Genomic DNA, 19,691 nt, shown 5'->3' on the forward strand with positions numbered 1-19,691 from the left:
CCCGTCGCCCTCTCCCTATCGGGCAGGTTCCCCCCGCCCCATGCTTGGGGCGGGGGGGAAGGGGGGGGGGGGTTGGCGCGCGCAACGGCGCGCAGGGCCCCGCGCGCTCACGCGCGGGAGAACGACTCCGGAGCGCAAAGGCGCTCCGACCGCCGCGCCGCTCGCCCTCGCCGCTCTCGTCTTCTCCCGGAGAGAACCCTGATGCGCCCGTTCCCCGCCCTCGCCCTCTGCGCCGGCCTCGCCCTCCTCGCCGCCTGCGACGACGAGGCCGAGAAGCCCGCCCCCCACACCCTCACCGACGCCGCCATCGGCCACTACTGCGGCATGATGCTGACCGAGCACGAGGGCCCGAAGGGCCAGATCCTCCTCACCGGCCAGGACGAGCCGGTCTGGTTCTCCTCCGCCCGCGACACCATCGCCTTCACCCTCCTCCCCGAGGAACCGAAGGACATCGCCGCCATCTACGTCTCCGACATGGGCGCCGCCGCCACCTGGGCCGACCCCGGCGCCGACAACTGGACCGACGCCCGCGCCGCCTCCTTCGTCATCGAGAGCGACGCCGAGGGCGGCATGGGCGGCAGCGAGGCCGTCCCCTTCGCCGACAAGGCCAGGGCCGAGGCCTTCGTCGCCGAGCATGGCGGCCGGGTCGTCGCCTTCGACGCCATCCCGTCGGCCTACATCCTCGGCGACTCCGCCGCCCCCCCCGAGGAGGACCACGATGCCCACTGAGCGCCTCACCCGCCGTCGCGCCCTCGGCCTGCTCGCCGCCGCCGCCGGCCTCCCCCTCGCGCTCCGCGCCACCCGCGCCACCGCCGAGGTCGTCACCTGGCACGGCCGCGCCCTCGGCGCGCCGGCGACCCTCATCCTCCACCACCCCGACCGCGCCGAGGCGGAAAAGCTCCTCGCCACCTGCGCCGCCGAACTCGACCGCCTCGAAGGGATCCTCAGCCTCTACCGCCCCGCCTCCGCCCTCTCCGAGCTCAACCGCACCCGCGCCCTCGCCGCCCCCCCGCCCGAGCTCGTCGCCATCCTCGCCGACTGCCGCACCTTCCACACGCTCACCGCCGGCGCCTTCGACCCCACCGTCCAGCCCCTCTGGCGCCTCTACGCCGACCATTTCCAGACGGGCGGCGCCCCGACCGGCCCCAGCCCGGCCGCCATCGCCGAAGCCCGCGCCACCGTCGGCCTCGACGCCGTCCTTTCCAGCCCCGACCGCATCGCCCTCACCCGCCCCGGCATGGCGCTGACCCTCAACGGCATCGCCCAGGGCTGGATCACCGACCGCATCACCGACCTCCTGCGCGTCGCCGGGGTCACCTCGACCCTCGTCGACATGGGCGAGATCCGCGGCCTCGGCCCCGACCCCTGGCCGGTCGCCGTCGCCGGCACCGACACCCTCGTCCCGCTCACCGACCGCGCCATCGCCACCTCGGCGCCGCAGGGCTTCGCCTTCGACCCGGCCCGCCGCTTCACCCACATCATCGACCCGCGCACCGGCGCCACCCCGGCCCGCTGGTCGCGCGTCACCGTCACCGCCCCGACCGCCGCCGAGGCCGACGCCCTCTCCACCGCCTGCGCGCTTCTCGAAGACCTGCCGGCGCTCCCCGGCGTCACCGTCGACCGCGCCTCATGAGGCGCGGCTGAACCGCCCCCCGGCGGCGAGATAGCCGTCGAAGCAGCTCGCGACGATCCGCGCCAGCGCCACCCCCTCCGGCCGGATGACGAGCCCGTCCGCATCGAGCGCGACCAGCTCCCCGAACCGCTCCGCCACCCCCGCCGCCTCGGCCCTGAGCGCCTCCCCCTCCGGCCCCAGCGCCGCGAAGTCGAGCCGGAAGTCGCAGAGCAGCATCTCGATCGCCCGCGCCCGCACCCGGTCCTCGCCGCCCATCGCATGCCCCCGCGCGCCCCCGAGCTCCCCCGCCGCGACCCGTCCCTGCCACGCATGGGTGGCGGCGGCGTTCTGCACGTAGCCTTGCGGAAAGCGCGAGATCGACGAGGCCCCGAGCCCGATCAGCGTCGGACAATCGTCGTCGGTATACCCCTGGAAATTCCGCCGCAGCCGCCCGCCCCGCGCCGCCCGCTCCAGCCCGTCCCCCGGAAGCGCGAAATGGTCGATGCCGATCCGCCGATACCCGGCCGCCTCGAACCCCTCCGCCGCCAGCCCGGCCAGCCGCACCCGCGCCACGTCCCCCGGCAGCGCCGCCTCGTCGATCAGCTTCTGCCGCTTCGAGGCCCAGGGCACATGCGCATAGCCGAAGATCGCCACCCGGTCCGGCGCCAGCGTCAGCACCTGCCCGACCGTCGCCTCGAGCCGCGCCTCGCTCTGGTGCGGCAGCCCGTAGACGAGATCGGTGTTGAGCGAGCCGACCCCGCAGGCGCGCAGGTCGTCCACCGTCCGCCGGGTCTCCTCGAAGCTCTGCAGCCGCCCGATCGCCTGCTGCACCACCGGGTCGAAATCCTGGATCCCGAGGCTCGCCCGCGTCAGCCCCTCCTCGGCCAGCGCCTCGATCTTCGCCCGATCCACCAGCGTCGGGTCGATCTCGACCGAGAAGTCGCACCCCTCGGCCGGCGGAATCGCCGCCCGGACTGCCGCCGCCAGCCGGTGGATCAGCACCGGCGGCAGGATCGTCGGCGTCCCCCCGCCCCAGTGCAGCCGCCCCATCCGCACGCCCGCCGGCAGCCGCGCCGCCACCAGCGCCAGCTCCACCTCCAGCGCCTCGACATAGGCCTCGACCGGCGCCAGCGTCTTCGTCCCCTGGGTATGGCAGGCGCAGAACCAGCAGAGCCGCTCGCAGAAGGGGATGTGCAGATAGACCGACACCGGCACCCCCGGATCGACGGCACCCAGCCACTCCCCCTGCGCCGCCGCCCCCACCCCGGCCGAGAAGTTGGGCGCCGTCGGATAGCTGGTATAGCGCGGCACCCGGCTGTCGAAGAGGCCGAGATCGCGCAGGCGGTCGAGCTGGTCCATGCCAGGCTTCTCGCCCGTCCCCGCCCCGCTGTCATTGCGCCCGATCAAAGCCAGCCGAGCGGCAGCGGCGACACCCCGATCACCGCCGGATGCAGCAGCAGCGCCCCCAGCCAGACCAGCAGCCCGATCACCACCCGCGGCAGCAGCCGGCGCAGGTTCCCCCGCCACCAGCCCGCCTCCCCGAGCGGCGCCAGCGACAGCGTCGCCGTCGCCGCGAAGAAGGCCGCCGCCTCCCCCGCCGGCAGCGCCGCCGCCGCCGGTCGCCCGCCCGCATGGCGACGAGCGCCATGCCGAGGAACCCGCCGAAGACGACGACATGCGCCAGATCGCCGTTCGCGACCAGATGCGCCCCCGCCCAGAGCGCCAGCGCCAGGAGCACCGGGTGCCGCGTGACCGCCGCCAGCCCGGGATCGCCCGGATCGAGGCGCGCGCTGCGCCGCCCGCCGAGCGTGAAGGGCTGCGCCATCCCCAGCCCGCAGGCGGCGAGCACGCAGGCGACCGGCATCGCCAGGTTCGGCACCCACCGCTGCCAGCCCTGCTGCGGCCAGATCTCGACATAGGGCGCGCGGCCGGCGGCCACGATCACCCAGCCGAGCAGCAGCAGCGAGAGCAGCCCGTAGGCGGTGAAATACCCCCGGCGCCCGAACCGCGCGACCAGCGCCTCGCGCCAGCCGGTGACGACCGGCAGATAGTGCGACCCGGCGAAGACCGCGAGCGCCAGCGCGAAGGGAAGCCAGCCCCTCACGGCGCCTCGTCGGCCTCCGTCATCAGCCGGCGGATGTGCCGGGCGAAGACCCAGGTCACCGGAACCCCGAGCAGGCAGCCGCCGAGCACCGACAGCCCCGGCGTCAGCACCGGCACCCCGACCCAGCTCAGCACCAGCGAGACGAAGAAGAGGTTCACCGCCACCGCCCCGGCGGCGAACGGATAGACGAGCCCCATCAGCCCCCAGCCGGGATGCCTCAGCGGCGGCCGACCAGCCATTGCGCGACTCCGAGGGTGCAGAGGAAGAGGACGGAGGCGAGCGCGTAGGAGACGGTCGCCCCGCCCGTCATCGGCTGCGGAAGCTCGCTCGCGGCGAGGACGGGCGCAGGGACCAGCGCAGGGACCAGCGCAGGGATCAGCGCGAGGATCGGCAGAAGGCGCATCTCAGCTCTCCATCGTCAACGTCTGGTAGATCGCGGGCAGCGCGCGCGGCAGGCGCGCCGGATAGGGCAGCAGCGTGAAGCCGCCGCGGCCGAAGATGCGCGCGAACCAGTCCTGCCCGTCGGCATCGACCACCACCCCGTGCACGGCGAGCCCGAGCGCCCGCGCCTCGCGCACCGCCATCCGGCTGTCCTCGATGCCGTGCACCCCCTCGTAGTGGTCGAGGTCGTTCGGCTTGCCGTCGGTCAGCACCAGCAGCAGCCGCCGCGCCGCCGTCTCCTTCGCCAGCATCGCCGTCGTGTGCCGGATCGCCGCCCCGAGCCGGGTGTAATGCCCGGGCTTCAGGCTCCCGATCCGCGCCGTCACCACGGGCGACATCGGCTCGTCGAACCCCTTGGCGCGGGTCACGAACACCCGGTCCCGCCGCAGCGAGGAGAACCCCCAGAGCCCGAGCCGGTCGCCCGCGCTGTCGATCCCGGCGGCGAGCGCGGCCAGCGCCTCGCGCGCGGTGTCGATCACGCTCGTCTCGCCCACCGCCGCCTCGGTCGAGCGCGAGCAGTCCATCAGGATCGCGACCGAGAGATCGCGCGCCACCGCCCGCGAATCCTGCCAGACCCGGTCGCTGCCGTTGTGCCCGGAGCGGAGATCCACCTCCGAGGCCACCGCCGCGTCGAGGTCGAGATCGCTCCCGTCCACCTGCCGCGACAGCATCACCCGCCGCGGATGCAGCGGCGCGAACTGCCGCCGCACGCGGGCGACCAGCCGGTGATCCGGCACGAAGTCCCCGCCCTCGCCCGCCTCCACCTCCAGCACGCGGCAATGGTCGGGCATGTGCGCCCGCGCGCGATGGTGCCATTCGGGATAGGTGAAACGGTCCGCCAGCCGCTCGTGCGCGGCATCCTGCGGCGAGAGGTCGAGCGACACCCGCAGCCGCGTCGCCGCACGGCGGAAATGCTCGGAGAGCGTCAGATGGTCCTGGTCGTCCACCGCCTTCTGCGCGTTCTCCTGGTCGTCGTCGTCGGTCATCCGGTTGATGTTGAGGCTCTCCGCCCAGGACATGATCGCCTCGAAGCGGTGAATGATGAAGCTGTCCCGGCGGTTGGCCTGGTCGCGCTCCTCGCGCTTCGCCGTCTTGCGGGTCTGCATGGCGAGCGCCGGCGCGCGCCCCTCCTCGCCGTCCGGCGCCGCCCCGCGCCCCTCCCCCGCCGGCACCAGCCGCAGCAGGATCGGCACCGGCGCGACGCCGCGATACCCGCGCGGCGCCCGCGCCGCCGGAGGCTCCCCGGCCGGCGCATCCCCGAGCAGCGCCCGCACCCGCGCCTCCACCGCCGCCTCGTGCCGCGGCAGCAGCACCCGCCCCCGCTCCGCCAGCAGCTGCCGGCACATCGCCGCATGCGCCGCGACGAGCCCCGGGCAGGCCGCCAGAACCTCCGCCCCCGCCACCCCGAGCGCCTCGAGACCGGCGAGGTCGGCGCGGCAGGGATCGCCCTCCGGACCGGGGATCACCACCCGCGCCGCCAGCCCGGCCAGCCAGAGATAGGCGGCCCGGTTGAGCGCCCGCGCCGGGAAGGCGTCGATCACCGGCGGCAGCCGCAGCCGCTCGCCGCTGAAGTCGGCGACATGCACCACCTCGTGCCGCACCCCGATCTCCAGCCCGCGGCGATGCCCCGCGACCGCCGCCGGCACCGGCACGATCTCCGCCTGCGGCGGCCCACCGAGCGCCCGGAACAGCATCGCGACGCTCGGCCGCATCGCCTCGAAGCTGACCGCCGCCTCGGCATGGCCCGCGGCCGCCCCGCGGCTCGCCCAGTCGTGCCAGAGGTTGCCGACCGTCTCCTCCGGCTCCATCAGGTCGAGCGGGCGGATCATCGGCGGCTACCCGTAGACCGAGGCCGCGAGGTCGCGCAGCGCCTGCTGCACCTCCGCCTCGTCGCTCAGCGGCTCGACGACCGCCGCCTGCAGCGCCCGGTCGACCGGCATGCCGCCCACGATCAGCGTCGCGGCATAGACGAGAAGCCGCGTCGACACCCCCTCCTCGAGGTCCATCCCCGAGAGCGAGCGGACATGCCCCGCCAGCCTGACCAGCGCCCCCGCCCGAACCGCGTCGAGCCCGCTCTCCGCCGCGACCACCGCCGTCTCCGTCGCCGGATCGGGGAAGTCGAAGCCGATGGCGACGAACCGCTGCCGCGTCGAGGGCTTCAGCTTCTTCAGGATGTTCTGGTACCCCGGGTTGTAGCTCGCGACCAGCATGAAGGAGGCCGGCGCCTCCAGCTCCTCTCCCGTCCGGTCGATCACCAGCCGCCGCCGGTCGTCGGTCAGCGGATGCAGCACCACCGTCACGTCCTTCCTCGCCTCCACCACCTCGTCGAGATAGCAGATCCCCCCCTGCCGCACGGCGCGGGTGAGCGGCCCGTCGGTCCAGACCGTCTCGCCCCCCTTGAGCAGGTAGCGCCCGATCAGGTCGGCCGCCGAGAGGTCGTCGTGGCAGGCGACGGTGAAGAGCGGCAGCCCGAGCCGCGCCGCCATATGCTCGACGAAGCGCGTCTTGCCGCAGCCGGTCGGCCCCTTGAGCAGCAGCGGCAGCCGGTTGGCGTGCGCCGCCTCGAAGACGGCGCACTCGTCGGCCACCGGGCGGTAGAAGGGCAGCGCCCGGAGACCGACCGACGCGTTCACCTCACTCACCCGGCACCTGCACCGGCCCCGGGGTGATGATCTCCCGGCGCACGATGAACTCGGTGTAGATGAAGAGCAGCGCCCCGACCCCGACGGCGGCCCCGGCCCCGAAGCGCATCACGTAGAAGAGCGCCAGCTGGTCCTGCACCTCCATGTAGAACATCCCCATCACCCGCTGCAGGTGCGTCTGCACCACGCCGGCGAAGGTGAGCGTGAAGGTCATGAAGGCCATGCCGCTCGTCATCAGCCAGAAGGAGGCCATGTTGAGCACCTGGTTGTAGGGCTCGCGGCCCTTCAGCACCGGCATGGCGTAGGTGATCATGGCGAGGTTCAGCATCACGTAGGCGCCGTAGAAGGCGAGATGCCCGTGCGCCGCCGTCACCTGCGTGCCGTGGCTGTAGAAGTTGACCCCGTGCAGCGTGTGCAGGAACCCCCAGACGCCCGCCCCGAAGAAGGCGACCACCGAGCAGCCGAGCGACCAGAGCAGCGCCGCCTTGTTCGGATGGTTGCGCTTGCCCTTCCAGACCATGATGAAGGCGAAGCTCATCATCGCGAAGAAGGGCGCCGCCTCGAAGATCGAGAAGATCGAGCCGGTCCACTGCCAGTAGCTCGGCGTGCCGATCCAGAAGTAGTGGTGCCCGGTGCCGAGGATGCCGGAGAAGAGCGCGCAGGAGACGATGACGTAGAGCCACTTCTCCACCACCTCGCGGTCGACCCCGGTCAGCTTCAGCATCAGGAACCCGAGGATCGCCGCCATCACCAGCTCCCAGGTCGCCTCGACCCAGAGGTGCACGACGAACCACCAGTACATCTTGTCGAGCGCGAGGTTGTGCGGGTTGATGAAGGCGAAGATCCACAGCAGCGACAGCAGCCACAGCCCGAGCAGCAGGATGTTGGTGATCGCCGTCTTGCGCCCGCCGAGCGAGGTCAGCGTGACGTTCGCGAGGAAGATCAGCGCCGCGACCAGGATGCCGAACTTCACCCAGAGCGGCTGCTCGAGGAACTCGCGGCCGCCGTGGATGCCGATCAGGTAGCTCCCCACCGCCCCGAGCGTGCCGACGACGAGGATGGCGAGCTGCAGGTAGGCGAGCTTCACCGAGAAGAGCTCGCGCTCCGCCTCCTCCGGCAGCAGGTAGTAGGTGCCGCCGAAGAAGCCGAGCAGCAGCCAGACGATCAGCGCATTGGTGTGGATCATGCGCACGATGTTGAAGGGAAGGGCCTCCGAGAGCGTGTTGGGGGAGATATAGATCCACCCCGCCAGCAGCCCGGCCAGGACCTGGATCGCAAAGAGCGCCATCGCCACCGTGAAGTAGGCGAGCGCAACCTTCTGGGACTGGTACTTCATCTCTCTCTTCCCTCAGCCGGCGTCGTTCGGCGGCCAGTTCTGCGTGTCGTTGTGGTCGGCCCAGCGCAGGAACTCCGAGAGGCCACGGATCTCCTCGTCGGTGAGCGCGAAGAACGGCATCTGCCGCCGCCCCTCGACCCCCGACGGCTGCGCCTCGAGCCAGGACTTCATGATCTCGAAGGCGGTGTCGGGATCGTCGTAGACCCCCCAGCGCGTGGTCACGTTGCCGAGCTCGGGCGCGAAATAGGCCCCCTCCCCGTGCAGCGTGTGGCAGTTGATGCAGCTGTGCCGCTCCCAGACCTGCTTGCCGAGCACCACCTCCTCGGTGAGCGGCAGCGCCGCGGTCGACTTGGTCACGATATAATGGTGGCTGTGCCAGACCATCAGCACGAAGACCGCCGTGAAGAACAGCGAACCGCCGTAGAAGACGTTTCGCGCCCTCGCCTTGGTGAGGATTTCTGACATCGCATCCCTCGGTTTTGCCTGTGCCGCAGGCCTAGACTAGCGCCACGCGATCACGTTGTCGAAGCGCAAAGAGCGGGCAGAAGGAGCGCGGCAGGGTAGCCGGGAGGCCACGGGAAGGCACGCATGACGCCCGACATCAAGCCCGACATCGACGATCCGGATCTGGTGCTCGCCGAGCTGTTCCGGGCGTGGCCGGCGGCCGCGCGGGTCTTCCTCGCCCACCATACCGCCTGCGTCGGCTGCCCGATCGCGCCCTTCCACACGGTGAGCGACACCGTCTTCCACTACGGCCTCGACGAGGCAGCCTTCCGCGCGGCGCTGCGCGACGCTATCCGGCCGCGGCGCCGCTCAGCACCACGAGGCGATGCGGTGCCGTCACGGTGATATGGCGGCGGACGCTCTTCACCACCCCGTCCCGCTCCCAGGCCGACAGCAGGCGACTCACCGTGTGAAGCGTCGTGCCGGTCATCTCGGCGATGTCGGCGCGGGTGACCGGAAAGCCGATCTCGATCCCCTCCGGCCCCTTGCGCCCCGACTGGTTGACCATGCGCAGCAGCGCCGCCGCGACCCGCTGCTCCACCGCCTGCGTGGCGATCTCGGCCAGGCGCACCTGCACCTCGTCGAGACGCGCGCCGAGCGTGCGGTAGGTCTCGCTGGCGAAGCCCTCGTACTTCGCGGCGAAATCCTCCCAGTGGCGCACCGGCCAGCCGAGCGCGAGCGATTCCGAGGCGCAGACCGCCGTCGCCGGATAGGTCTTGCGCCCGATCGCCGGCGCGATGCCGAAGAGCTGCCCGGGCGGGATGTGCAGCGCGATCACCTGCTCGCCGGCCGGCGTCGTGCGCACCACGCGGATGAAGCCGTCGAGCAGCAGGTAGAAGCGTTCCGCCGGCTCGCCCTCGCGAAAGACCGCCGAGCCTTCCGGGAACCGCTTCGGCGCCGCGCGGTCGAGGATCTCGCGAATCTGCTGCCGCGAGAGGCGCGAGAAGGGCGGCAGGCCGGTCAGCAGGCTTTCGTCGAGCTTGGGCACGAGGCATTCCGATGTTGCAGTTGCGCAAGGAACGTCGGACCCTACCTATCCTATCGCGATAGCCAACGGAACAGCACGCGGCGGGATCGTGATTCCCGCCGCACCGAGGACGACCCTGATGGCGAGGCATGCCCCCTACCACGGCCCGATACTCTTCAGCTACGGCTTCCGGCCGTTCTTCCTCGGGGCGACCCTCCTCGCCCTCGGCGTCATTCCGGTCTGGCTCGCCGTCTGGCAGGGGGCGGTCACCCTCGCCGGCCCCTTCGCGCCGGTCGACTGGCACGTGCACGAGATGCTCTTCGGCTATGCCGCCGCCGTCATCGCCGGCTTCCTCTTCACCGCGATCCCGAACTGGACCGGCCGCATGCCGACCCGCGGCTGGCCGCTGATGATGCTGGCCGCCCTCTGGCTCCTCGGCCGCCTGGCGGTCGCGGGCCTGCTCGCCCTCCCCCCCGTCGGGGTGATGGCGCTCGACGGCGCCTTCCTGCTCGCCATCGCCGGCATGGCCGGGGTCGAGATCGTCGCCGGCCGCAACTGGCGCAACCTCATGGTGCTCGCCCCGGTGACGCTGCTCTTCGCCGCCAACCTCACCTTCCATCTCGAGGCGATGCTGACCGGCACGGCCGACGTCGCGCGGCGGCTCGCCGTCGCCGTGGTGATCTTCCTCATCACGCTGATCGGCGGGCGCATCATCCCGAGCTTCACCCGCAACTGGCTGGTGCAGCACGGCGCCCGCCGCCTGCCGGTCCCCTTCGGCCGCTACGACAACCTCTGCCTCGCCGCCGGCGCGCTCGCGCTCGTCGCCTGGACCGCCCGCCCCGAGGGCTGGCCGACCGCGCTCCTCCTCGCCCTCGCCGGCCTCCTCCACCTCGCCCGCCTCGCCCGCTGGCGCGGCGAGGCCACCTGGCCCTCACCGCTCCTGCTCATGCTGCACCTCGCCTATCTCTTCGTCCCGCTCGGCCTGCTCGCCACCGCCGGCGCCGCCCTCGGCCTCCTGCCGGCCGCCGCCGGGCTCCACCTCCTCGGCATCGGCGCGATCGGCGGCATGACCGTCGCGGTGATGATGCGCGCGACCCGCGGCCACACCGGGCGCAGCCTGGTCGCCGGCCCCTGGCTCACCGCCGCCTTCGCGCTCGTCGCCCTGGCCGCGCTGGTCCGCGCGGCATCGGCCGGCGTCGACGGCATCACCGTCTCGGCCGCCCTCTGGACCGCCGGCTACGGCATCCTCGCCGCCAACCTCGCCCCCTGGCTGGTGCGGCCGAACCCCGCGCGCCGGACCCCGAGCCGCCCGGCCGCCCCCGCCACGCCCCACCCCTGAGCGTCGCCCCGCATGCCCGGGTCGCGTGCCCGGGCACGTTAACGATGCTTGCGATCCGGTTAACGCCGGGAGGGGTTTTCCTGCAAAAACAACGCCATGCCCAAGTGGGCACGCGTGCCCACCCGGGCTATTTCGCGAAGACCACCGTCTTGTGGCCGTTGAGCAGCACCCGGTCCTGCAGGTGCCAGGCCACCGCCTGCGCCAGCACCCGCCGCTCGATGTCGCGCCCCTTGCGCACCAGGTCGTCCGGCGCGTCGGCATGGCTCACCTGCTCCACGTCCTGGGCGATGATCGGCCCCTCGTCGAGGTCGCCGGTCACATAGTGCGCCGTCGCCCCGATCATCTTCACCCCCCGCTCGTGCGCCTGGTGATAGGGCTTGGCGCCCTTGAACCCCGGCAGGAAGCTGTGGTGGATGTTGATGCACCGCCCCGACAGCCACCCCGACAGCCCGTCCGACAGCACCTGCATGTAGCGCGCCAGCACGACGAGCTCCGCCCCGCTCTCCTCGATCACCCGCCGCAGCTCCGCCTCCTGCGCCGCCTTGGTCTCGCGGGTGACCGGCAGGTGCCGGTAGGGCAGCTCGGCGAACTCGCTCCGCGCCAGCGTGGTGCGCGGATGGTTCGACACGATCCCGACCACCTCCATCGGCAGCTCGCCGATCCGCCAGCGGTAGAGCAGGTCGACCATGCAATGATCGAACATCGAGACCAGGATCAGCACCTTGCGCAGCCGGTCGGCCGGCCGCAGCGTCCAGTCCATCCCGAAGCGCGCCGCATCCGCGACGAACCCCTCCTCGAAGGCCGCCACCTCGCCCGCCATGCGGAAGGCCACCCGCATGAAGAACTTGCCGGTCATGCTGTCGTCGAACTGCGCCGCCTCGGTGATGTCGCCGCCGCCCGCGGCCAGCCGCGTCGCCACCGCCGCCACGATGCCGGGCCGGTTGTCGCACCGCAGGGTCAGCACATGCTGGGTCATTGCTCGCCTCGCCGAAAGCCGTCGCCGCCGCAGGTGCCCTCCTTACCAGCCATCTGCATGCCCGTCTGCGCCGCTTCGCGCGAAGCCTCCGACATTGGGCCTTTCGCGATGCGGGACGCCATGCTAACCGACCGGCCGGACAAGACGAGGGACCGACCGATGGCCATTCAGCGCACCTTCTCGATCATCAAGCCGGACGCCACGCGCCGCAACCTGACCGGCGCGATCAACGCCAAGATCGAGGCCGCCGGCCTGCGCATCATCGCCCAGAAGCGCCTCCACCTGACGCTCGCCCAGGCGCAGACCTTCTACGGCGTGCACAAGGACCGCCCCTTCTTCGCCGAGCTGACCGAGTTCATCTCCTCCGCCCCCATCGTCGCCCAGGTGCTCGAGGGCGAGGACGCCATCGCGCGGAACCGCGAGGTCATGGGCGCGACCAACCCCGCCGAGGCGGCCGAAGGCACCATCCGCAAGGAATTCGCCCTCTCGATCGGCGAGAACTCGGTGCACGGCTCGGACGGCCCCGAGACCGCCGCCACCGAGATCGCCTTCTTCTTCTCCGGCCTCGAACTCGTCGGCTGACCGCTCACTCGGTCTCCGCGGTCGTAGACGCCGGCCCGGACGCCGGAACCGCGGCCGGATGAGCCGGTCGCGGTGCCGGCGGAGGCGCCAGGCGGATCGTCGAGGGAGGTCGCCATCGGGACCGGGTCGGCCCGCCGGTCGGAGTCCGTCTGCTTACCCTGCTGTTCTCGCGGCAGCGAGCATCTCGTCAGGCGGCGGGAATGCACCACGACTCCACCCGCCCGTCTGCCGCGCTCAAGCCCTGCCTCCGTCGCCTCAGCCGCCCACCGCCAGCCGGAGCGCGAGCGTCCACATCACCGCCGCGATCGCCCCCTCGAGCACCCGCCAGGCCGCCGGCCGGGCAAACAGCGGCCGCAGCCGCGCCGCGCCATAGCCGAGCGCGAAGAAGAAGAGGAACGACCCCGCGATCGCCCCGGCGGCGAAGGCCGCCCCGCCGCCCGGAAACCGCGTCGAGACCGTGCCGAGCAGCACCACCGTGTCGAGATAGACGTGCGGGTTCAGCCAGGTGATGGCGAGGCAGGCGAGAAGCGCGCCCCCGAGCCCCGCCGCCTCCCCCGCCCCCACGGTCAGCGCGTCGGTCGAGGTCAGCGCCGAGCGCAGGCTCCGCGCCCCGTACCAGGCGAGGAAGGCCGCCCCCCCGACCCGCATCGCCGGCTCGAGCCAGGGCAGCAGCGCGGCGATCCGGGCGAAGCTCGTTACCCCGACGAGGATCAGCGCCGCGTCGGACAGCGCGCAGGTCAGGCACACGGCGAAGACGTGCTCGCCGCGCAGCCCCTGCCGCAGCACGAAGGCGTTCTGCGCGCCGATGGCGACGATCAGGCTCAGCCCCATCGTCATGCCGGCGAGAAAGACCGGGAAATCCATGTGCCGCTCCGACCGATGACCGGCTTGCGCTACCCGGCCCCGATGGATTAGGCAAATTAAACCCCCTAATCTCCGATTAGCCGGACTTATCCATGATCGACTATCCCGCCGCCCGCGCCGTGGCCCTGGTCGTGCAGACCGGCAGCTTCGAGGGCGCCGCGCGGGCGCTGAGCGTGACCCCCTCGGCCATCTCGCAGCGGGTGAAGCAGCTCGAGGAGCGCCTCGGCGCCGTGCTGGTCGAGCGCGGCGCGCCCTGCGTCGCCACCGACAAGGGCGCCTGGCTCTGCCGGCACATGGAGCATGTCGGCATGCTCGAGAAGGCGCTTCTCGGCCAGCTTCCGGGCCTCGCCGACCCGGCGCACCCGGCCGAGCGCGTCACCCTCAACGTCGCCACCAATGCCGACAGCCTCGGCACCTGGTTCCTCGCCGCCGCCGCCGCCTTCGCGCAGCAGACCGACTATCTGCTCAGCATCGCCATCGACGACGAGGAGGATACCGCCGACTGGCTCCGCCGCGGCCGGGTGCTCGCCGCCGTCACCGCGCTCGCCAAGCCGGTCCAGGGCTGCCAGGTCCGCCCGCTCGGCAGCCTGCGCTACCACGCCACCGCAAGCCCCGCCTACATCGCCCGCCACTTCCCCCGCGGCGTCACGCCCGCGGCCATCGCCCGGGCGCCGGCCCTCACCTTCAACCAGAAGGACCGGCTGCAGCACGAATGGCTCCGCCGGACCCTGGGCGAGAGCATCGCCCACCCCACCCACTGGCTCCCCTCCACCCGGAGCTTCCTCGACGCCACCCTCCTCGGCATGGGCTGGGCGCTCAACCCCGCGCCGCTGGTCCGCGACCACCTCGCCGCCGGCCGCCTCGTCGAGCTCGTCCCCGGCGCGACCCTCGACCGCCCGCTCTTCTGGCAGGTCAACCGCCTCGCCGCCGCCCCCCTCTCCGCCCTCACCCGCGCCGTCCTCGCCACCGCCGAGCACGAGCTGAGCTAGCGGGCGGATGCTCTCGGTTCGCGCCGCCCGGCCGCGGTTGACGGGCCCCGCAGCGTCTATACAACGTCTATACGAAAAATTCTCCCGGCCTTTTCAGCCGGTTACACCCCGGGCACACGTGCCCGGGCACGCCCGGGCACGCCTCACATGAACATGTAGGCGTTGCGCCCGATCACCACCCGGATCGCGTAGAGGATGACGAGCAGCACCAGGGGCGAGAGGTCGAGCCCGCCCATGTCGGGCAGCACCCGCCGGATCGGGCGATAGATCGGCTCGAGGACGCCCTCCAGCCCGCGCCAGATCGACCCCACCAGCGGCTGGTGCCGGTTCAGCACGTTGAAGCCGATGAGCCAGCTCATCACCACATGGGCGATGACGATCCACCAGACGATGTCGAGGACGAAGAAGAGGATGATGATGAGCGAACCCATGAGCCCGTTCCAGCTGCGGCGCTGGCCTACCTAGACTGCCCGCGCCCCGCCCGCAAGGCCGCCCGCAAGGCCACCGCTTGCAACCGCCGCCCATCCGGGCGACTTAGGGCGCGGCCCAGATCCGGGAGCCGCCATGTACCCCCTCGTCCGGCTCGGCATCGAGCTGGCCCTCGCCCGCGCCGCGCCGCCGCTGCCGATCGACGGCGTCCACCGCACGCGGCTGACCTGCTGGCCCTGGGACATCGACCCCTGGCGCGAGCTCAACAACGGCCGCACCCTCACCCTCTACGACCTCGGGCGCGTCCCCCTCGCCGTCCGCTGCGGCCTCGTCCGCGTGCTGCGCGCCAACCGCTGGGGCCTCGCCGTCGCCGGCGCCTCCATCCGCTACCGCCGCCGGGTGCGCGCCTTCGACCGCGTCGAGCTCCGCTCCGCCTTCGTCGGCCGCGACGCCCGCTTCCTCTACGTCCACCAGGCGATGTTCCGCCGCGGCGAGCCCACCTCGAGCGGCCTCTTCCGCAGCGCCGTCACCGACGCCGCCGGCATCGTCCCGACCGACCGGGTGCTCGCCGCCCTCGGCGACCCGCCACTGCCCGCCCTCCCCGCCTGGGTCGCGGCCTGGAGCGCCGCCGAGGCCCTGCGCCCCTGGCCGCCGGAGCTCGCTGCATGACCGGCCCGGCCAGCCGCCGCGGCGTCTTCGCCTGGATGCTCTTCGACTGGGCCAACCAGCCGTTCCAGACGCTGATCGTCACCTTCATCTTCGCCCCCTGGTTCGTCGCCGAGGCGGTCGGCGACCCGGTGCGCGGCCAGGCGCTCTGGGGCACCGCCGCCGCGACCGCCGGGGCCACCGTCGCCCTCCTCGCCCCCTTCCTCGGCGCCATGGCCGACCGGACCGGCGCCCGCAAGCGCTGGGTCCTCGCCTGCTCGGTCCCCTTCGTCCTCGGCTGCGCCGGCTTCTGGCTGGCGACGCCCGGCATGCCAGAGCCGCGGATCATCCTCGTCATCTACGCCGTCGCCTTCATCGGCTCCGAGCTCGGCCAGGTCTTCATCAACGCCATGCTCCCCGGCCTCGGGCCCCGCCGCGAGATCGGCCGCATCTCCGGCTCCGGCTGGGCGCTCGGCTACCTCGGCGGCCTCGTCTCGCTCGTCCTCGTCCTCCTCCTCCTCGCCCCCGCACCCGGCCAGACCACCACCCTCCTCGGCATCGCGCCCATCCTCGGCCTCGACCCGACCGCCGGCGAGCCGGCCCGCGCCACCGGCCCCTTCGCCGCGCTCTGGTACCTCGTCTTCGCCCTCCCCTTCTTCCTCCACACTCCCGACGAGCCGGCCCGCCGCGCCCCCGCCCTCGCCCGCACCGCCCTCCGCGACGTCGCCGCCACCTTCCGCCTCGCCACGCGGCACCGGAGCTTCTTCGCCTTCCTGCTCGCCTCGATGGTCTACCGCGACGCGATGGTCGCGCTCTTCACCTTCGGCGGCATCTACGCCGCCGGCGTCCTCGGCTGGGGCACCTTCCAGCTCGGCGTCTTCGGCATCGTCGCCGCCGGCGTCGGCGCCCTCGGCGCCTGGGACGGCGGCCGCGCCGACCGCGCCTTCGGGCCGCGCCCGGTGATCGTCGGCTCGATCTGCGCGCTGATCGCCGTCAGCCTCGTCACCCTCCTCACCACCCGCGCCAGCGTGCTCGGCCTGCCCGTCCCGCCCGGCTCGCGCCTGCCCGACACCGTCTTCATGGCCGCCGGCGGCCTCCTCGGCGCCGCCGCCGGCGCGCTGCAGGCCGCCTCGCGCACCCTCCTCATCCACCAGGCCGAGGGCCGCGTGGCGCCCACCCAGGCCTTCGGCCTCTTCGCCCTCTCCGGCCGGGTCACCGCCTTCCTCGGCCCCGCGCTCATCGCCGCCGTCACCGCCGCCACCGGCTCGCAGCGGCTCGGGGTCAGCCCGGTCATCCTGCTGTTCCTCTTGGGCCTCTGCCTGCTATACTGGGTGAAAATCGACAACGAGCAGCCCCAGGAAGCCCCCGCATGATCCGCCCTCTGCTCGCGGCCTGCCTCGCGCTCGCCGCCCTCGCCGCGCTCGCCACCCCCGCCCCGGCGCAGACCGCGCGCCAGCTCTTCGCCGCCAGGTCCACCCCGTCGCCGCATGACCCCTATTCCATCGGCCAGCCCTCGCGCGGCTGCCTCGCCGGCGGGGTGCAGCTCCCCGAGACCGGCCCGACATGGCAGGCGATGCGCCTCGGCCGCAACCACCACTGGGGCAACCCGGCGATGATCGGCTTCATCGAGGACCTCAGCCGCACCGCGACCCGGGCCGGCTGGAAGGGGATCTACGTCGGCGACATCGGCCAGGCCCGCGGCGGCCCGGTCCCCGGCCACGCCAGCCACCAGATTGGCCTCGACGTCGACGTCTGGCTCAACCCGCCGCCGCGGCTCGACCTCGGCCGCTCCGAGCGCGAGCGCGTCTCGGCGATCAGCGTGCTCGCCCGCGACAAGCGCAGCCTCAACGGCAACTGGACCCCCGCGCATGCGGCGATCACCGAGGCCATCGCCCGCGACCCGCGGGTCAACCGCATCTTCATCACCGCCCCGGTCAAGCTCGCCCTCTGCGCCCAGGCCGGCCCGGGCGACGCCGCCTGGCTGCGCAAGGTCCGCCCCTGGTGGGACCATACCGACCACTGGCACATCCGCCTCAACTGCCCGAAGGGCGCCCCCGGCTGCGTCGACCAGGCCCCGCTCCCGCCGGGCGACGGCTGCAAGGACGCGATCTGGTGGGTCACCGAGGCGCTGCTGCCGCCCGATCCCGACGCCCCGAAGGAACCGCCCAAGCCACCGCTCCGGCTCGCCGACCTGCCGCCGCAATGCGCCACCGTGCTGCAGGCGCGATGAAGGCGGCCGTGCTCGCCGCCCTCGCCCTCCTCCTCTGGCCGCAGGCGCTCCCGGCCGAGGGCCCGCGGCTCGTCCCCGGCACCGAGGCGGTCTGGACCGCCTCCGACCCGCGCTTCGGCGGCTACTCCGGCCTCGCCCTCGCGCCGGACGGCCGGAGCTTCCTCGCCATCTCCGACAGGGGAAGCTGGGCGCGCGGCGAGATCGAGCGCACCGACGGCCGCATCGACGCCGTCCGCCTGACCGGCATCGGCGATCTGCACGAGATCTCCGGCGCGCCGGTCGGCGACCAGGCCTTCGACGCCGAAGGGCTCGCCGTCGACGCCGAGGGACGCGCCTTCGTCTCCTTCGAGGCCTTCCACCGCGTCCGCCGCTACGACGACATCGACGGCCCGGCGGCGAACGTCCCTTCCCACCCGGACTTCCGCGGGCTCCAGCTCAACTCCGGCCTCGAGGCGCTGGCCATCGACGCGAACGGCACGCTCCACGCCATCCCCGAGCGGTCCGGCGCCTGGGAGCGCCCCTTCCCGGTCTACCGCCTGCGGGGCGGCAAGTGGGACCGCACGCTCAGCCTCCGCCGCGACGGCACCTTCCTCGTCGTCGACGCCGACTTCGGGCCGGACGGCAACCTCTACCTGCTCGAGCGCGACTTCGGCTGGCTGAAGGGTTTCGCCACGCGGGTGCGCCGCTTCACCCCCGGCCCGGACGGCTTCGGCGACGAGGTGACCCTGCTCGAGACCTCCTTCGGCGCGCTCGACAACATGGAGGGCATCTCCACCTGGCGCGACGAGGAGGGCCGCATCCGCGTCACCCTCATCTCCGACGACAACTTCTTCCCGCTGCAGCGGACCATGCTCGTCGAATACATCCTCGCCGAGTGAGCGCGATGGATGCCGCACAGCGGAGGGAGATCCGCGTCTCCCTCGCCCTCGGGACCGGCGCCGCGGTGGCGCTCGGCTTCTCGCGCTTCGCCTATGCCCTGCTGCTGCCGCCGATGCGCGAGGATCTCGCCTGGAGCTACGTCCAGGCCGGGGCGATGAACACCGCGAACGGCGCCGGCTACATCGCCGGCGCACTCGCCTCGGCCTTCGTCGCCGAGCACTTCGGCATCGGGCGCGCCTTCCTCGCCGGCATCGCCGGCAGCGCGCTCGCGCTCCTCCTCTCCGGCCTGACCGGAGATTTCCACGCCCTCGTCGCCCTGCGCACCGTCGGCGGCGCGATGACCGCTTTCGCCTTCATCCTCGGCGCCTCGCTGGCGAGCGCCGTCGCCTCCCGCCCCGAGCGCGCCGGCCACATGGTCGCCCTCTACATCGCCGGCGCCGGCGGCGGCATCGTCGTCTCGGGCTTCCTGCTGCCGCCGCTCCTCGCGGCGCTCGGGCCGCCCGGCTGGCGCGCCGGCTGGCTCGCCATGGCGGCGCTCTCCTTCCTCGCCCTCGTCCCGGCTGCCCTCGCCGTGCGCCGCACCCCGGCGGCGGGCCTGCGCCAGCCGGGCCGCCTGCCCCCGCGGGTCGCGCGCGGGCTCATGCCCACCTTCGCCGGCTACGCCCTCTTCGGCGGCGGCTACGTCTCCTACATGACCTTCATCATCGTCCTAGTGCGCCAGGCCGGCGGCGGCGCCTGGGCGACGAGCAGCTACTGGGTGCTCCTCGGGGCGAGCTCGATCGCCGGCACCTTCCTCTGGAGCCGCCTGCTCGGCATCGCCAGCGCCGGCCTCGGCCCCGGCCTCGCCTCGGGCGCCCTCGCCCTCGGCGCCCTGCCGGTCCTCATCTGGCCCGGCCTGCCCGCCGCCTACGTCTCGGCCGTGCTCTTCGGCGGCACCTTCATGGCCGTGCCGATGGCGATCACCATGCTCGCGCGCCGCCTTCTGCCGCTCGAGCTCGCGACGGCTGCCATCTCAGCGCTCACCGTCACCTTCGCCCTCGGACAGGCCGCCGGCCCCATCGTCTCGGGCTACGTCACCGACCTGACCGGCTCGATCGCCGCCGGCCTCTGGGTCGCCCCGCTGCTCCTCGCCGGCGCCGCCCTGCTCTCGCT

23 protein-coding genes are annotated in these 19,691 nt (G+C 73.0%); 11 read left to right on the top strand and 12 right to left on the bottom strand.

Going from position 1 to position 19,691, the window contains the following annotated elements; translation table 11 throughout:
- Positions 1 to 201: 201 nt before the first annotated feature.
- Together Q0112_RS15645 and Q0112_RS15650 are read left to right on the top strand one after the other, a co-directional pair.
- Entirely contained in the window at positions 202 to 729 is a 528-nt protein-coding gene (locus Q0112_RS15645) for a nitrous oxide reductase accessory protein NosL (protein ID WP_297976903.1), read from the top strand.
- Positions 719 to 1,633 carry an FAD:protein FMN transferase gene (locus Q0112_RS15650; protein WP_297976905.1) on the top strand — a complete coding sequence of 305 codons (915 nt, stop codon included), beginning with the start codon at positions 719 to 721 and terminating at the stop codon, positions 1,631 to 1,633. The genes Q0112_RS15645 and Q0112_RS15650 overlap by 11 nt, the downstream gene beginning before the upstream one ends.
- On the opposite strand, the gene hemN is transcribed toward Q0112_RS15650, so the two are convergent.
- The 8 genes from hemN to Q0112_RS15690 form a co-directional block, all read right to left on the bottom strand.
- Complete coding sequence (hemN, locus tag Q0112_RS15655; protein WP_297976907.1) at positions 1,628 to 2,971, bottom strand: oxygen-independent coproporphyrinogen III oxidase; 1,344 nt, start codon at positions 2,969 to 2,971, stop codon at positions 1,628 to 1,630. The genes Q0112_RS15650 and hemN overlap by 6 nt on opposite strands.
- Positions 2,972 to 3,098: 127 nt before the next feature.
- Complete coding sequence (locus Q0112_RS15660) at positions 3,099 to 3,716, bottom strand: NnrU family protein (RefSeq protein ID WP_367278479.1); 618 nt, start codon at positions 3,714 to 3,716, stop codon at positions 3,099 to 3,101.
- On the bottom strand, positions 3,713 to 3,955 hold the full coding sequence (locus Q0112_RS15665) for an NnrT protein (RefSeq protein WP_297976908.1): 243 nt from the start codon (positions 3,953 to 3,955) through the stop codon (positions 3,713 to 3,715). Before Q0112_RS15665 ends, Q0112_RS15660 begins: the two co-directional genes overlap by 4 nt.
- Entirely contained in the window at positions 3,934 to 4,119 is a 186-nt protein-coding gene (locus Q0112_RS15670; RefSeq protein ID WP_297976909.1) for a hypothetical protein, read from the bottom strand. The genes Q0112_RS15665 and Q0112_RS15670 overlap by 22 nt, the downstream gene beginning before the upstream one ends.
- A 1-nt stretch (position 4,120) precedes the next feature.
- Positions 4,121 to 5,986 (bottom strand): VWA domain-containing protein, encoded by a 1,866-nt coding sequence (locus tag Q0112_RS15675; RefSeq protein ID WP_297976910.1) that lies wholly within the window; start codon positions 5,984 to 5,986, stop codon positions 4,121 to 4,123.
- Positions 5,987 to 5,992: 6 nt separating this feature from the next.
- A complete protein-coding gene (locus Q0112_RS15680; RefSeq protein WP_297976926.1) occupies positions 5,993 to 6,790 on the bottom strand; it encodes a CbbQ/NirQ/NorQ/GpvN family protein in 798 nt (265 codons plus the stop codon).
- A gap of 1 nt (position 6,791) precedes the next feature.
- A complete protein-coding gene (locus tag Q0112_RS15685) occupies positions 6,792 to 8,135 on the bottom strand; it encodes a cbb3-type cytochrome c oxidase subunit I (RefSeq protein WP_297976911.1) in 1,344 nt (447 codons plus the stop codon).
- 12 nt (positions 8,136 to 8,147) lie between these two features.
- Positions 8,148 to 8,600 carry a cytochrome c gene (locus Q0112_RS15690; RefSeq protein WP_297976912.1) on the bottom strand — a complete coding sequence of 151 codons (453 nt, stop codon included), beginning with the start codon at positions 8,598 to 8,600 and terminating at the stop codon, positions 8,148 to 8,150.
- 123 nt (positions 8,601 to 8,723) lie between these two features.
- Here Q0112_RS15690 and Q0112_RS15695 point away from each other — a divergent pair, with 123 nt between their 5' ends.
- On the top strand, positions 8,724 to 8,984 hold the full coding sequence (locus Q0112_RS15695) for a hypothetical protein (RefSeq protein WP_324562531.1): 261 nt from the start codon (positions 8,724 to 8,726) through the stop codon (positions 8,982 to 8,984).
- On the opposite strand, the gene Q0112_RS15700 is transcribed toward Q0112_RS15695, so the two are convergent.
- The gene (locus Q0112_RS15700; RefSeq protein ID WP_297976913.1) at positions 8,929 to 9,627 is read right to left on the bottom strand and encodes a Crp/Fnr family transcriptional regulator; all 699 of its coding nucleotides are present in this window, start codon (positions 9,625 to 9,627) and stop codon (positions 8,929 to 8,931) included. The two genes, Q0112_RS15695 and Q0112_RS15700, sit on opposite strands and share 56 nt — an antisense overlap.
- A 118-nt stretch (positions 9,628 to 9,745) precedes the next feature.
- Here Q0112_RS15700 and Q0112_RS15705 point away from each other — a divergent pair, with 118 nt between their 5' ends.
- Complete coding sequence (locus tag Q0112_RS15705) at positions 9,746 to 10,945, top strand: NnrS family protein (protein ID WP_297976914.1); 1,200 nt, start codon at positions 9,746 to 9,748, stop codon at positions 10,943 to 10,945.
- A 127-nt stretch (positions 10,946 to 11,072) separates the two neighbouring features.
- On the opposite strand, the gene purU is transcribed toward Q0112_RS15705, so the two are convergent.
- Complete coding sequence (purU, locus tag Q0112_RS15710) at positions 11,073 to 11,921, bottom strand: formyltetrahydrofolate deformylase (protein ID WP_297976915.1); 849 nt, start codon at positions 11,919 to 11,921, stop codon at positions 11,073 to 11,075.
- Positions 11,922 to 12,080: 159 nt separating this feature from the next.
- Between purU and ndk the strand changes: the two genes are divergently transcribed.
- The gene (ndk, locus tag Q0112_RS15715; protein ID WP_297976916.1) at positions 12,081 to 12,503 is read left to right on the top strand and encodes a nucleoside-diphosphate kinase; all 423 of its coding nucleotides are present in this window, start codon (positions 12,081 to 12,083) and stop codon (positions 12,501 to 12,503) included.
- A gap of 255 nt (positions 12,504 to 12,758) precedes the next feature.
- Here the strand turns inward: ndk and Q0112_RS15720 are convergent, their stop codons facing one another.
- A complete protein-coding gene (locus tag Q0112_RS15720; protein WP_297976917.1) occupies positions 12,759 to 13,367 on the bottom strand; it encodes a LysE/ArgO family amino acid transporter in 609 nt (202 codons plus the stop codon).
- 92 nt (positions 13,368 to 13,459) lie between these two features.
- Between Q0112_RS15720 and Q0112_RS15725 the strand changes: the two genes are divergently transcribed.
- Positions 13,460 to 14,356, top strand: a complete 897-nt coding sequence (locus tag Q0112_RS15725; RefSeq protein ID WP_297976918.1) for a LysR family transcriptional regulator ArgP — start codon at positions 13,460 to 13,462, stop codon at positions 14,354 to 14,356.
- Positions 14,357 to 14,499: 143 nt separating this feature from the next.
- On the opposite strand, the gene Q0112_RS15730 is transcribed toward Q0112_RS15725, so the two are convergent.
- Positions 14,500 to 14,787: a YggT family protein gene (locus tag Q0112_RS15730; protein WP_297976919.1), complete on the bottom strand. Its 288-nt coding sequence runs from the start codon at positions 14,785 to 14,787 to the stop codon at positions 14,500 to 14,502.
- A 133-nt stretch (positions 14,788 to 14,920) separates the two neighbouring features.
- On the opposite strand from Q0112_RS15730, the gene Q0112_RS15735 reads away from it, so the two are divergent.
- The 5 genes from Q0112_RS15735 to Q0112_RS15755 form a co-directional block, all read left to right on the top strand.
- Positions 14,921 to 15,454, top strand: coding sequence for an acyl-CoA thioesterase (locus Q0112_RS15735; RefSeq protein WP_297976920.1), 534 nt, complete (start codon positions 14,921 to 14,923; stop codon positions 15,452 to 15,454).
- On the top strand, positions 15,430 to 16,803 hold the full coding sequence (locus tag Q0112_RS15740; protein WP_367278480.1) for an MFS transporter: 1,374 nt from the start codon (positions 15,430 to 15,432) through the stop codon (positions 16,801 to 16,803). The genes Q0112_RS15735 and Q0112_RS15740 overlap by 25 nt, the downstream gene beginning before the upstream one ends.
- On the top strand, positions 16,800 to 17,660 hold the full coding sequence (mepA, locus tag Q0112_RS15745; RefSeq protein WP_297976922.1) for a penicillin-insensitive murein endopeptidase: 861 nt from the start codon (positions 16,800 to 16,802) through the stop codon (positions 17,658 to 17,660). Before Q0112_RS15740 ends, mepA begins: the two co-directional genes overlap by 4 nt.
- Positions 17,657 to 18,538: an esterase-like activity of phytase family protein gene (locus Q0112_RS15750; RefSeq protein WP_297976923.1), complete on the top strand. Its 882-nt coding sequence runs from the start codon at positions 17,657 to 17,659 to the stop codon at positions 18,536 to 18,538. The genes mepA and Q0112_RS15750 overlap by 4 nt, the downstream gene beginning before the upstream one ends.
- 5 nt (positions 18,539 to 18,543) lie before the next feature.
- A partial coding sequence (locus Q0112_RS15755; RefSeq protein WP_297976924.1) for a YbfB/YjiJ family MFS transporter occupies positions 18,544 to 19,691 on the top strand: 1,148 nt, incomplete at its 3' end.

This window comes from uncultured Amaricoccus sp. (assembly GCF_937858865.1).
GTDB lineage: Bacteria > Pseudomonadota > Alphaproteobacteria > Rhodobacterales > Rhodobacteraceae > Amaricoccus.